Below are 11,640 nucleotides of genomic sequence, written 5' to 3' on the forward strand. Positions count from 1 at the left end.
CAGTGGTGACGGTTTTTGTGCGCAGGCTCCCGTTTGGTGTTCTGGTGGTCATGGGCCCACTCGCTCTGTGGCCGGCCGGCCCTGGTCAGGCCAATCCTGTGGTTTGCGAGACAAGCCTTGAAGCTCCCGCGTCTTCAAGCCGTTCTGGCGAGGTCCTCGCTCCCGTGGAGGTGAGCCGTTGCGGCCCTGTCAAAACCACGGATGCGCTTGTGACTGAGCGGTTTTATACCTGGACGGCACCCTTCGCTCGTGGTGTGGATGTGATGCACCAGATCACCGACCTACTTGGCATTGCAGTGGCGGGGCCTGAGGGCAACAGGGTGATGGGATTTGGCTTCCCCGATCAGACGATTGTTTGGGATGGATCGGCCATTCAATCCACGTATCAGGTGTTGCTGGAGGAGCAAAGTCCGGCCATTCCCTGGCGCACTGTGGATATTTCCAACGGATTCACGAGCAGCTTGGCGGAGGAAGGTCAGGTCAGAATGCCCATTGAGCGGGAGGATCCACCCTCAGCACCCATTCGTGCCTTGTGGTAAACCCGTGATAACGCGGGGGTCTAGCAATCTGGTGAATGCAGCGAACTCATAATTCGCCTTAGCCGAGTTCGATCCTCGGGACCCCCATTCATTCATGACTCATGCGCAACCTGCTGCTCATCGCGCTTTTGGTGTTACCGGCGTTTTTTGCAGCGGCGGAAGTGGCATTGCTGCGACTGCGGCCGAGCCGCGTTCATGAACTTCGAGAGGAGGGTCTGCCAGGGGCTCCAGCGGTCGAGCGCCTCCAGCGCCGGTTGCGAACGGCTCTGCTGATGACCCAGTTCGGGACCACCTTGTCGTTGGTGGCGCTCGGTTGGATTGCGAAAGGCTTTGGTCAGCGTTGGTGGCCGATGGAAAACCCCGCCGGTCGTTGGTGGGATCTGGCCTGGTTCCTTGTGTTGGTGGTCTTGGCCACGTTGTTATCCGGGTTGCTCCCACGGGCTTTGGTCCTTAGCCGTCCGGAGCCAGCTGCCTTGCAGTTGTCTCCGGTCCTGGAAACCACCATGCAGGTGTTGCGTCCCCTGCTGTCAGCCCTCGAGGTCATCGCCTCCCTTCTGCTTCGTCTTGTGGGCTTGAAGCCTCGCTGGGATGCACTCGTGCCGGCACTCACAGCTGGTGAGCTGGAGACCCTGGTGGAGAGTGGTGGAGTGACGGGACTTCGGCCGGATGAACGCAACATCCTCGAAGGGGTGTTTGCCTTAAGAGATATGCAGGTGAGGGAGGTGATGGTGCCTCGCTCTGGGATGGTCACCCTGCCAGTGGAGGTGCGTTTCGCCGAGTTGATGGAGGCCGTCCACCGCACTCGACATGCGCGTTTCCCAGTGATTGGGCAGTCGCTGGATGATGTTCGTGGCGTGCTCGACTTACGCCGCTTGGCTGAGCCGATCGCGCGTGGCGAACTGCAAAAAGATTCCGCGCTTGAACCCTATTTAAGTCCTGCCGAGCGGGTGCCTGAGACCAGCAACCTCGCTGAATTGCTGGCGATTATTCGATCTGGACATCCGTTGCTGTTGGTGGTGGATGAACACGGAGGAACCGAGGGATTGGTCACTGCCGCCGATCTCACGGGTGAAATTGTTGGGGATGAGCCAGAGCATGAAAGTGCCGAGCCTGATCTGCAGGCGATTGAGGGGCAGGAGGGTGCCTGGTTGGTTGCTGGTGATTTGGAGATCTTCGAGCTCAATCGCCAACTCGACCTTGACCTGCCTGAGGCCTCGGACCATCACACCCTTGCGGGCTTCTTGTTGGAGCGGTTGCAGCACATTCCTTCCGCCGGAGAAGCGCTGCGGCACAACGGAGTTCAATTTGAAATCGTCACGATGAGAGGCCCGCGCATCGTTCAGGTGAAACTGGTGATTCCCGGAGTGACGCCCCTCTGAAGCAGTCCTAGCTGTTGATCACCGATAATCAGCTCTGACCTGCATTCCCTCCGATGACCGACCCTATGGTTCCGGTAAAGGTCGGAGTAATTGGAATCGGCAACATGGGTTGGCATCACGCCCGTGTTCTCAGTCTTTTGAAGGACGCAGACCTTGTTGGCGTCTCAGATCCGGATGCCGAGCGAGGCGCGTTGGCAAAAGACCAGTTCGATTGCCGTTGGTTCGCGGATTATCGCGAGATGCTGTCGGAGGTCGAAGCGGTTTGTATCGCTGTGCCGACTTTGCTTCACCATGCCGTTGGTTTGGCCTGTTTAGAGGCTGGGCTGCACGTTTTAATCGAAAAGCCAATTGCGGCTAGTCAGGATGAAGCGGCTTCACTCAGCGAGTCGGCGAGCCGGGTGGATCGGCTGCTGCAGGTGGGGCATATCGAGCGCTTCAATCCTGCGTTTCGTGAGTTAACGAAGGTGGTGGCGAATGAGGAAGTTGTCGTACTGGAAGCCAGACGTCACAGCCCCCATTCCGATCGTGCCAATGATGTTTCGGTCGTTCTGGATTTGATGATCCACGATTTGGATCTGGTCTTAGAGCTTGCCGGCGCGTCGGTTGTGCACTTATCAGCGGCCGGAGGCCGGAGCTCTGAGGGCCCTATCGATTACGTCAACGCCACCCTGGGCTTCGACAACGGCGTGGTGGCCAGCTTGACGGCCAGCAAAATGAGCCATCGCAAGATCAGGAATTTGAGTGCGCACTGTCGCGGGAGCCTGGTGGAAACAGATTTTTTGAATCACACTTTGCATATTCATCGGCGTGCCCATGAGTGGTATTCCGCTGATCACGGCGAGCTGCTGTACCGCAATGACGGTTTCATCGAAGAGGTGAGCACCACGTCGATTGAGCCGCTTTACGCCGAGTTGGAGCACTTTTTGCAGTGCGTTCGCGGCCGTGAAACCCCTGCTGTGGATGGCCAGCAGGCTTCTCGGGCCCTGCGCCTCGCCGACCTCATTGAGCAGGCGGTGGAGCGGCCAGGGGTTGGCATTGCTCTCGACGCTCCTATTTGATTTAAAGAAAGTTTGATTTAGGGCAGGTTTGATTTAAAGCAGGCCTTCCTGTTCGGCTAACTCCCTCAGCGCTTCGATTTGCCATTGGCGGCATTGCGCCGGAGAGGCTTGGTAAAACTGCTCCCACGCCGCGGCTTTGTGCTGGCTGTAAGTCCCGATGTCTTGTTGGGGATGGGTGCTTTGCCATCCCACCCGCACGGCATGACCAATCATCACGTCGAGTGCGATGTCGTCTTCAAAGCGCATGTCTGGATTGGTCATGGTGAAGGCCATCAGCGAGAGCAGGCTTTCGGTGCACAGTTGGCGGTATTCCGCGGCTTCGATACGACTGAGTAGGTGCTCGACCTGAATGGCGAAGTTGCGTTCGCCTGGGGTTTTTTCCAGCACTAAAGCGCTGGTTAGACGGTTGCGTCGCTCCAATTTGTCTCCGATCACCAACCCACGGCAGTGATGCAGGAGGGACCAGATGCCGGCATAGAACTCCTTCGGGACTTGTTGTAGGGAGCCCAAGCGCATGCGGTGTTGCAGCCAGTCGGATCCGCTGGGTCGTTCCTCAAGGGGCTCAGGCACGGTCCACTGCACATGTCCGCGCAGGTGAAGCAGCTCTCGTCGCTGTAGGGCTGCGCGGGCGTGGTCGACGTCATTGAGCAGGGCTTGAAGGCGCAAGCTGATCGCATGGGGGGCTTCGCTGCACAGGGCTTCAAAGGCTTCGTCCTGGCTGAGTTGCCTCTCGGCTGCGAGTTCTGAGGTGAGCAGAAGCAGCAATTGCCCCAGCTGCAGGGTGAGCGTGCCCTTGAGTTTTTCTGGTTCTCGGCGGGCAAGGCCATCAAGAGCCACGAGCAATTCCTGCTGCAGCATCCGTTCTCGGCCGTCATTGCCACAGGTGCGTTCAATCAGCGCGGCGATGGCCGGGCTGGAAGCCGGGGCGCTGAGACGGGAGTCGCTGGTGTAGTTCCTTCCCACCACCACTTGCTTCTGGCGGCTGAGTAGGTCGATGACGGCATCTTCCAGTTGGGGATGGACGAGCCCCATCGCCCCGGCACAGCGGCGGGCCACATTCCAATCCTCCTGGCTGAGCCCGCGGTGGTAGATCTCCTCCAGCAGGGTGACCAGCTCAATCGGTGTGCCTTGAGGGCCACTGAGAATCGCTCGATGGCCCAGTTGGCGCTTGAGCAGTTCAAGCACTTCGGCTTGTTCTCGGAGCGAGTGGCTGCTCCAGAGGCGATCGCGGAGCTGAGCGAGGGGGATGTCATCGAGCTCCTGCTCCTGGGCTGCGGTGAGGTCGCTGAAGTCGGTGGAGTCTTGAAGGTAGTGCGCTGCATCGCTCCGTTGCTGGGCGTTGCTCTTGGCTGTTGTGGTGGGCAGAGTCACCCACTGAGCGCTGAGGGCGAGTGTCTCAAGGTCGCTGAAGCAAACAGGAACATCCTCGATGCGTCCGGATTGCAGACGCGTGGTGAGATCGACCAGCAGCTCTGGGTTGTTCTCAAGAAGGTTGGCTTCCACTGGGATCAGCAAGAGCGGTGAACCTTCACCGCGCCAGTGCCGCTGCAGCAGGTGCAGTTCATTGATGACCGTTTCCATGAGCTGGCGTGGGTCATGACTGACGAAAAAGGTGTCTTCTTCCAACACGGCCGGTAAAACGGCAAGCTGCTCGTCGCCCTGGCGGTAGAGGCGGGCTGTGTCCGAGGTGTCGGCGCGGAGCATCGGCTGACCGCTCAAGCGCAAAGCTTCATCTGCCCCGACGGCGCTGAGGCGATCGTTGAGGTTGCTGGATGGCACCACCTGGATGGGGCAGCTCTGGGGATCGCTGACCGGGAGCCCCCGTGCCGCGAGTTCAGCGGCGAGGGAGCTGTTGGGGGGTGCAAGGGCCACCAGAACCTGCTCCGCACCGATCTCGGCGGGGAATCGGCGACCGCAGGGATCCAAGTCTCCTGGCTCGATCAGGCCTGCCATCAGCATGTCCCCCAGCCAGGCAAGGCTCTGGGTCCAAAGCAAAGGCACGTTCTCGTTGGCTAGGCGTTGTTGGCTGCCTGGTGCCCGTCGTTCCAGTTCCACCGCACTGTCTGGGACCAGATAGAGCTCGGGGTAGAGCTGCTGTCCATGGCGTTCAACCTGGAGGGTCTTGAGCCTTTCTTGCCAGTAATGCGCGTCTGTCCAGCGCTCTTCGCAGCAGGCTGTCAGCTGCTCATAGGCCAAGAAAAGAGGCCATTCCGATTCCACGCCTTCGAAATTCACGAGTTCGGCCCGTTCGTAATGCAGCCGACTGACGTCTTCGACAACGGTTTGATGGCCGTCGCGGCGGAAGCGTTTGTATCCGTAGGGGCCACCGAGCTCGCGTCGGATGCGTTGGACGGTTCGCTCCACCAGCTCGTGCTCTTCCACCGCCCAGGCTGGGTAGCCGATGATCGAGAGACAGGCGCTGTCGACTTCCTTGCTGGCGGATTCCCTGGGCAGAAGTCCTTGCAGGGCCCGACGCAAGCGGACGACAGCCCCTTGCGGCACCAGCACCTGCACCGATCCATCCCCGTGGGAGCTGAAAAGATCCACGCCATCAAGGGCCTCGAGTGCCGCTTTGGCCATGCCAATGGAACTGGCGTTGCGTTCGGGTAAGCCTTGATTTCCCTTGTCTCCCCGCTCCCAAATTCCGTAGTCGGGCACCCGGTAGGCCCGGGCCACGTAGTAGACGAGGTTTTGGATGAACGCCACTTCGTGGCGATTGCGAATCACGGCGAGACCGCCGCGGCTGAGTTGAGCGAGCTGCAATAAAAACAGCGATGTCGCATCGAGCTGCAGATGCCCCCAGCCGTCATCGGCCACAACCTGATCGCCATTGGCGCTGTTGTATTTGGCATGCAGGGCGTCGAGCGGATCGAGGCTGTACTTGAAGCGCTCCACTTTTGAGGCTTGGCGCATCATGCTGTTAAGCAAGCCGCGCATCAGCCCCAGAACCCGTTGTTCGAGTTCCCAGCTGCGTTGGCTGCTGCCTCCGTGAAGGCGACGATGGGCGATCGCCAGGCCCCAAACGCACTGAATCGAGTACACGCAATCGCGAACCCAGGCGTCTCCGTAGTTTCCGTGCACGGTGTTTGCCGTGCTGGCTGGAAGCAATCCGCTCACGGGATGCTGACGTTCTAAGACCACCGCTTCGATGGCCACATCCAGGTTCTTTAGTTTTTCAAGGCGTAGCTCGTGCTGCTCCTGAGGGGTCGGATGCGACAAAACCGTGGCCTTCCAAGCGACCGGATCTAGATTCTCGCTCGCAGTCGATTTAGGGATGGACATCACCAGCACCGGTCCGCGTGATCAACGTCGCTTCCAAGTGCTGGGGGTGCCAGTCGATGCTTGTCGCGATGTCACGGCAGCAGCCATCGGTGTGCATGCCGACGGGGGAGGTCAGATCGTGACCCTGAATGCCGAAATGACGATGGCGGCACGTGCCAACCCACGCTTAGGTGCCGTGATCGCTGACGCCGATCTTGTGGTTCCCGACGGTGCAGGCGTTGTTTGGGCTCTTCGTTTGCAGGGTGTGCGGGTTCGCCGAAGCCCTGGCATTGAACTGGCGTGGGAATTGTTGGCTTACGCCGAGGCCCATGGTTGGTCGGTGGCGCTCGTGGGGGCTGCGCCGCAGGTGATGGAGCGCCTGTGTGATCGCTTGGTGGTGGAGCGCCCTGAATTGCGTCTGGTGCTGGCGCAACATGGATATCTCAGCGAGGAGGAATGGCCCCAGCTGGAAGCCAACTTGTGCAAGCTGAACCCGGATTTGGTGCTTGTTGCTCTCGGCGTTCCCCGTCAAGAAGTTTGGGCTCAGCGCTTGAAAGCCACGCAAACCGGTATCTGGATGGGTGTTGGTGGCAGCTTTGATGTCTGGGCTGGCCTCAAGGAACGGGCACCACGATGGGCCAGCCGTTTCCAGGTGGAATGGCTTTACAGGCTTTTGCAGGAACCAAGCCGTTGGAGGCGTTATCTCGCCCTACCCCAGTTTGTTTGGGCTGTTTTGGTCAGCGAAAGCCGACGGAAGCCTGCCAAACAAAAGCAAGCAACAGGAAGAACAAAGGAATGATCGGCAGGATGTCGATCAGCGGACCAAAGGCTTGATAGGCCTCAGGTAGCTGGGCCAGCAAATCGAGGGTGTAAGCAGCCATCCCGGCGAATTCAGGGTCGGAGCACGGACGCTACCACGTGTGATGGGCTCTGGAGCTCGGCTCCCACGGAGCGAAATCCTCTGAAAAGCAACCATCACGAATGGCTTGCCCCATGGCGGTGGTGAATCGGATCAGATGGGTGAGGTTATGGAGACTCAAGAGTGTGAGGCCGAGCAGTTCCTCACTACGGATTAGATGGTTGAGGTAGGCACGGGTGTGATGGCGGCAGGCCATGCATGGGCAGCTTGCGTCTAAAGGGGTGTGGTCGTGCCGGAACCGAGCATTGCGCAGGTTCCAGCGCTCGCCTCCCACCAAGGCGGTGCCATGTCTGCCGAGACGGGTGGGCAGAACGCAATCAAACATGTCAATGCCATTGGCGACGGCGACGGCCATCTCGCGCAGGGTGCCAATGCCCATCAGGTAGCGGGGGCGATCCGCGGGCAACAGGGGTGTGACCTGACGCACGATCTGATGCATCTCCTCCACCGGTTCGCCAACGCTGACGCCGCCGATGGCGATGCCGGGCAGGTTGAAGTCCGCCACCGTACGTGCGCTGAGATCACGAAGGTGGGGAAAACAACCCCCCTGCACAATCCCGAAGAGGGCTTGGTCGTCGCGTTGATGGGCGTCTGCACAGCGGCCCAGCCAGGCGTGAGTGCGCCGACAGGCTTCCGCAACATCGTTCTCGGTGGCTGGATAGGGCGGACATTGATCGAAGGCCATGGCCACATCGGCGCCAAGGCGCATTTGGATCTGCATCGACCGCTCGGGGGTCAGCAAGATTCGGCTGCCGTTGCGAGGGTTGCGGAAGTCGACCCCTTCATCGTCAATGCGGTTGAGGTCGCCCAGGCTGAACACCTGGAAGCCACCGGAATCGGTCAGCATCGGTCCGTCCCAGCCCATGAACCGATGCAGCCCGCCGGCGTCGGCAACGATCTCTTCCCCCGGCTGGAGATGCAGGTGATAGGTGTTGGACAGCACCATTTGAGCGCCGGTCTCTGCCAACTGAGAGGTGGTCACCCCTTTCACGGTGCCCAGCGTGCCCACGGGCATAAATCGTGGCGTCGTGACGGGACCGTGAGGTGTGTGGAAGCATCCACAGCGAGCAGCCGTGTGGCGGCAAGAGGCCTGAATCTCGAACTGGAACACAGGCCCTCGGGCAACGGACCAATTTACGGTGAGCCCTGTTGGTGCATGGGTCGAGGTCATGGCTTCAGCCCCCTTCTGGCTGCGCGATTTAGTGGGTGCCTGGATTTTTTATTCGGTGCTGCCGGCCTGGCCCTGGCCGCAGCCTCGCTTTGAGCGCATCGCCCGCTTTGCGCCCTGGATCGGCTTGGTGATTGGGGGCATGCAGGCGGGATTGTGGTGGCTTTTGTCTGCTTTGGGATGGCCTCAAGTCGCGCTCGTCCCAGTTGTTTTGGCCTTGGGGTTGTGGTTGACCGGTGGGCTCCATTTCGATGGACTGATCGATACGGCTGATGGTCTCGCTGCAGGACCGGAGCGCTGCCTAGAGGCGATGGAGGACAGCCGTGTGGGTGCCAGTGGTGTGCAGTTGTCTGTCCTGGTGCTGTTGCTGCAATTTGCTGCTTTGGTGCGTTTGGGCTCCCTGGCGCCAATCGCCTTAGTGGTCACGAGCGCTTTGGCAAGGGTGTCGCCCCTTTGGGCGATGGCGCGTTTCGCCTATTTGCGCGTGAATGGAACGGCTGGGTTTCACCGCCGTCACCACAAGGGTCTTGGCGATGCTGTCCCCACCCTTGTTTTGTTGGTGGTGGTGAGCCCCCTGCTTGGGCAGCTGCCGCTCTTGACGGTTCCTGTTTGTTTCCTCAGTGCATTGATCGCGGCTGAGTGGCTCGGCCGGCGTCTAGGGGGGATGACGGGAGACGGCTACGGAGCTGTTGTGATGCTCAGCGAGACCTCTAGTTTGTTTTTCATCGCCCTGCTGGCGCCTTTGCTGGGCTCGGGGGGAGGCTGAGAAGGAAGGCATTGCCGCGGCTTGGCAGGCTCGGGTCGAGCTGGTTGGGTGTGGTGTGCAAAACCAGTGATCCACCCCGTTCTTCGGCGAGATGTCGGGCGAGTGCGAGGCCTACTCCGGATCCGGATTGATCCCTGCTGCTGCTGCCCCGTTCTCCTTTGCGGAAGATCAGCTCTTGTTCTTGATCTGGGATGGGAGGTCCCCCGTCCCAGATCAAGATGCTGCATTCCAGCAGGCTGAGTCCGAGTGGACAGCCTGTAGGGCTGTATCGAAAGGCATTTTCCAGCAGATTGGCCACGATCTCTGAGATCACGGCATCGTCATCTGGCCGAATTTCTTGTGTCCAGGCAGGCCAGTTGGCTGGTGTTTGCCAGACGCGGTTCTGGAGGGCTGCGGTTGCGGCAGCCCGTTCAATCAGAGGCTGGAGTAGTTGTTCGATCGTGAGCCCTGGGCCCTTCGTTTGCACCTGCGGAAGCAGCAGCGGGGCAGGCGCCTCGGGGCGATGCGGCAGGTTCTCCTGACCGATCAGGTCTAGGGATGTGATGTAGCGGTCGAGCTGGGCCTGCTCTTGAAGGAGTCCCGTTACCAGTGGGCGTTGGAGATGCTCGGGCCCCAAGCGACGGAGCAGAAGCTGGGCATAGGTGCGCAAGGCTGCCAGTGGGTTGCGCAGCTGATGCACCACAAGATTCATCTGTTGGCGTTGCTGATGGAGCTCTTCCCGTAGGCGACTGCGTTCGAGTTCCAGGCCAAGGCTGTAAGCCAAGGCTGAGGCGCTGGCTTGCAGGCGGCGATCGAGTTGGTCGGACCATTCCGTTTCGCGCTGCTGCTCTGCCCTGAGAACTCCTAACAAGAGGTCGTCATGGCGGAGGGGAAACCAGTGACGCTCTGGCGCTGGAATGCGCAGGATGGGGTCGTCGGCAATCTCTGGTAGTCGGCCACCATCGGGAGGCCATTGATCCAGCATCGTGAAGCTGGGCGCGTCTCCTTCACTGCTTTGCGCGATGTAGACAACGAGCTTGTCCAAAGCCTCATCGCCAGAAAAACTCTGCAGTTGTTGCTGGACCAGGGTGAGGAACCGGTTGGACAGCTGCATTCGTAAAGTTGTGTGCCTGGATACAGCCGGGGAGGCAACTCAAGACCTGACCGTCTTGCCAATTCTGGAAAAAGTCTTAAGATCAGAAGATCGACCGACGGCGCTCTTCATTGCGGTGCCGGTTTCCTGTCGATTCTGCTCGGGTTGCACTTTCGTTGCTACCAAGGTTACAGCAGAGGTTGATGTGTCTCCTGTTGTCATCGGTTTTATGCCGTTGAAAGCGATGGTGTTTGTCGGTTTGTCTCGCAGCTTTGGTTGCGCGATCGACCCTCCGATTCGCTGACGTCACGATGCTCTTTATGAGCGTCTCACTTGATCGAATGCCGTCTCAAAACGGTGCCGGTCTTTCTTGACAGCCCCCTCTCACTCCCTCAACAGGGATTTTTGCTCAATGTCCAAAAAACGTAAGAGGATTAGTTGTCGTCGCCTTGCTGGCCAGCGTGTGCTCGCACACGTGCCGACTCACCATCTCGAAACTGGTGAACACAAGCCTGTGACAGCGGCTCGTCGCTACATCGCTGAGGGCGTCCTTATGCCCCCGGCTCTAGTCAACGTTCGCCGTAACGAACACACCACAGATCGATTCTTCTGGGGTGAAAAAGGACTTTTCAGTGCTCAGTACGCCGAGGAAAATCATTTCCTGTTCCCTTCCCTCCGTTCCATCGTTGATCACGTTGGTGAAGAGGTCATTTTTGAAGGCCTAGACCTGGCGTCTGACGATTGGGAGGAAATGGAAGAGTACGAATACGCCTTCGTCTGATTCCCTTTCATTCCAACCCTTGATCGCAAAGCCCTTAAGCGTTTTGAGCTGTTTGATCCAGCCAGCGCTTGAGGGCTTTTTTCATTTCAGCCTGAGCCTCAACGGGGATGGCATGCCCATTCTCAAAACTGAACAGATCACAGGCTTGCTTGCTGGGCGACAGCTCGTTTTTTAGCGCTAAGGCTGCGGAATGCGGCACAACATCGTCATGCCGTCCATGCAAAAGAAGCACAGGAGGGCGAATCACAGGAGCTTGCCAGTGGGGATGGGGATAGGCACTGCATGCGATTAATCCGGCAAGCGGTAAGTCACAGCCCGCGGCCATGGCCATCGCGCCTCCTTGAGAAAAGCCCAACAGCACGGTTGCTTCCAGTGGGATCTCCGCCGAGCCCAGATTGTTGATGCGTTCTTTTAATCCTTCAACAGCTGCTGGCACGGCGGCCCAGTCGGCTGGGAAGAGGCCGTACCACTGGCGTCCTGATCCTTGGGTTTGCTGTTCGGGAGCTTGTAGGGCCACCAGCTCGAGGGGTGTCGCGATCGCCTCGGCGAGCGCTTGTCCTAGGGGCATCAGGTCGCCGGCATCCGCGCCCCAGCCATGAAGGAGAACCAGGCGTGCTCGCGCCTTCGCTGTGGATTGGCGGAGCAGATCGGCGGCCATGGCATCAGGTGAGCGGTTGCTGCGTAGGTTGGCTCAAGC

General features: G+C 59.5%; 12 protein-coding genes and 1 tRNA gene. 8 read left to right on the forward strand and 5 right to left on the reverse strand.

Features of this window, described 5'->3' with window-relative positions; all coding sequences use genetic code 11:
• Positions 1-50: 50 nt before the first annotated feature.
• The 4 genes from DXY38_RS03370 to DXY38_RS03380 all read left to right on the forward strand — a co-directional run bounded on the left by DXY38_RS03370 (position 51) and on the right by DXY38_RS03380 (position 2,976).
• A complete protein-coding gene (locus DXY38_RS03370) occupies positions 51-539 on the forward strand; it encodes an occludin/ELL family protein (RefSeq protein WP_115070545.1) in 489 nt (162 codons plus the stop codon).
• 14 nt (positions 540-553) lie between these two features.
• Positions 554-626: transfer RNA gene (locus DXY38_RS13630), tRNA-Ile, on the forward strand.
• Positions 627-640: 14 nt separating this feature from the next.
• Complete coding sequence (locus DXY38_RS03375; protein ID WP_115070461.1) at positions 641-1,918, forward strand: hemolysin family protein; 1,278 nt, start codon at positions 641-643, stop codon at positions 1,916-1,918.
• A 53-nt stretch (positions 1,919-1,971) separates the two neighbouring features.
• The gene (locus DXY38_RS03380) at positions 1,972-2,976 is read left to right on the forward strand and encodes a Gfo/Idh/MocA family protein (RefSeq protein ID WP_115070462.1); all 1,005 of its coding nucleotides are present in this window, start codon (positions 1,972-1,974) and stop codon (positions 2,974-2,976) included.
• 33 nt (positions 2,977-3,009) lie between these two features.
• Here DXY38_RS03380 and DXY38_RS03385 read toward each other — a convergent pair whose 3' ends face one another.
• Positions 3,010-6,258 (reverse strand): glycoside hydrolase family 15 protein, encoded by a 3,249-nt coding sequence (locus tag DXY38_RS03385; protein WP_244278996.1) that lies wholly within the window; start codon positions 6,256-6,258, stop codon positions 3,010-3,012.
• Here DXY38_RS03385 and DXY38_RS03390 point away from each other — a divergent pair.
• On the forward strand, positions 6,251-7,036 hold the full coding sequence (locus DXY38_RS03390) for a WecB/TagA/CpsF family glycosyltransferase (RefSeq protein WP_115070463.1): 786 nt from the start codon (positions 6,251-6,253) through the stop codon (positions 7,034-7,036). The two genes, DXY38_RS03385 and DXY38_RS03390, sit on opposite strands and share 8 nt — an antisense overlap.
• On the opposite strand, the gene DXY38_RS03395 is transcribed toward DXY38_RS03390, so the two are convergent.
• Positions 6,975-7,118: a photosystem II reaction center protein K gene (locus tag DXY38_RS03395; protein ID WP_006853705.1), complete on the reverse strand. Its 144-nt coding sequence runs from the start codon at positions 7,116-7,118 to the stop codon at positions 6,975-6,977. The genes DXY38_RS03390 and DXY38_RS03395 overlap by 62 nt on opposite strands.
• Before the next feature lie 30 nt (positions 7,119-7,148).
• Positions 7,149-8,267 (reverse strand): tRNA guanosine(34) transglycosylase Tgt, encoded by a 1,119-nt coding sequence (gene tgt, locus DXY38_RS03400; protein WP_115070547.1) that lies wholly within the window; start codon positions 8,265-8,267, stop codon positions 7,149-7,151.
• A 58-nt stretch (positions 8,268-8,325) separates the two neighbouring features.
• On the opposite strand from tgt, the gene cobS reads away from it, so the two are divergent.
• Positions 8,326-9,090 carry an adenosylcobinamide-GDP ribazoletransferase gene (gene cobS, locus DXY38_RS03405; RefSeq protein WP_115070464.1) on the forward strand — a complete coding sequence of 255 codons (765 nt, stop codon included), beginning with the start codon at positions 8,326-8,328 and terminating at the stop codon, positions 9,088-9,090.
• Here the strand turns inward: cobS and DXY38_RS03410 are convergent.
• Entirely contained in the window at positions 9,047-10,183 is a 1,137-nt protein-coding gene (locus DXY38_RS03410) for a sensor histidine kinase KdpD (protein ID WP_115070465.1), read from the reverse strand. The genes cobS and DXY38_RS03410 overlap by 44 nt on opposite strands.
• Between DXY38_RS03410 and DXY38_RS03415 the strand changes: the two genes are divergently transcribed.
• Both DXY38_RS03415 and DXY38_RS03420 read left to right on the forward strand, forming a co-directional pair.
• Complete coding sequence (locus tag DXY38_RS03415) at positions 10,170-10,466, forward strand: hypothetical protein (protein WP_206749674.1); 297 nt, start codon at positions 10,170-10,172, stop codon at positions 10,464-10,466. The two genes, DXY38_RS03410 and DXY38_RS03415, sit on opposite strands and share 14 nt — an antisense overlap.
• 108 nt (positions 10,467-10,574) lie before the next feature.
• On the forward strand, positions 10,575-10,943 hold the full coding sequence (locus DXY38_RS03420; RefSeq protein WP_115070467.1) for a DUF3155 domain-containing protein: 369 nt from the start codon (positions 10,575-10,577) through the stop codon (positions 10,941-10,943).
• A 34-nt stretch (positions 10,944-10,977) separates the two neighbouring features.
• On the opposite strand, the gene DXY38_RS03425 is transcribed toward DXY38_RS03420, so the two are convergent.
• Positions 10,978-11,601, reverse strand: a complete 624-nt coding sequence (locus tag DXY38_RS03425; RefSeq protein ID WP_115070468.1) for an alpha/beta hydrolase — start codon at positions 11,599-11,601, stop codon at positions 10,978-10,980.
• Between the last annotated feature and the right edge of the window lie 39 nt (positions 11,602-11,640).

Origin of the sequence: Synechococcus sp. UW179B, from assembly GCF_900474245.1 — a bacterium.
GTDB lineage: Bacteria > Cyanobacteriota > Cyanobacteriia > PCC-6307 > Cyanobiaceae > Synechococcus_C.

Bases quoted from the DNA above. Each gene is read 5' to 3' on its own strand.
- DXY38_RS03425 (WP_115070468.1), bottom strand. From the start codon at position 11,601: ATGGCCGCCGATCTGCTCCGCCAATCCACAGCGAAGGCGCGAGCACGC.
- DXY38_RS03420 (WP_115070467.1), top strand. From the start codon at position 10,575: ATGTCCAAAAAACGTAAGAGGATTAGTTGTCGTCGCCTTGCTGGCCAG.
- DXY38_RS03395 (WP_006853705.1), bottom strand. From the start codon at position 7,118: ATGGCTGCTTACACCCTCGATTTGCTGGCCCAGCTACCTGAGGCCTAT.
- DXY38_RS03375 (WP_115070461.1), top strand. From the start codon at position 641: ATGCGCAACCTGCTGCTCATCGCGCTTTTGGTGTTACCGGCGTTTTTT.
- cobS (WP_115070464.1), top strand. From the start codon at position 8,326: ATGGCTTCAGCCCCCTTCTGGCTGCGCGATTTAGTGGGTGCCTGGATT.
- DXY38_RS03385 (WP_244278996.1), bottom strand. From the start codon at position 6,258: ATGTCCATCCCTAAATCGACTGCGAGCGAGAATCTAGATCCGGTCGCT.
- DXY38_RS03410 (WP_115070465.1), bottom strand. From the start codon at position 10,183: ATGCAGCTGTCCAACCGGTTCCTCACCCTGGTCCAGCAACAACTGCAG.
- DXY38_RS03390 (WP_115070463.1), top strand. From the start codon at position 6,251: ATGGACATCACCAGCACCGGTCCGCGTGATCAACGTCGCTTCCAAGTG.
- DXY38_RS03370 (WP_115070545.1), top strand. From the start codon at position 51: ATGGGCCCACTCGCTCTGTGGCCGGCCGGCCCTGGTCAGGCCAATCCT.
- DXY38_RS03380 (WP_115070462.1), top strand. From the start codon at position 1,972: ATGACCGACCCTATGGTTCCGGTAAAGGTCGGAGTAATTGGAATCGGC.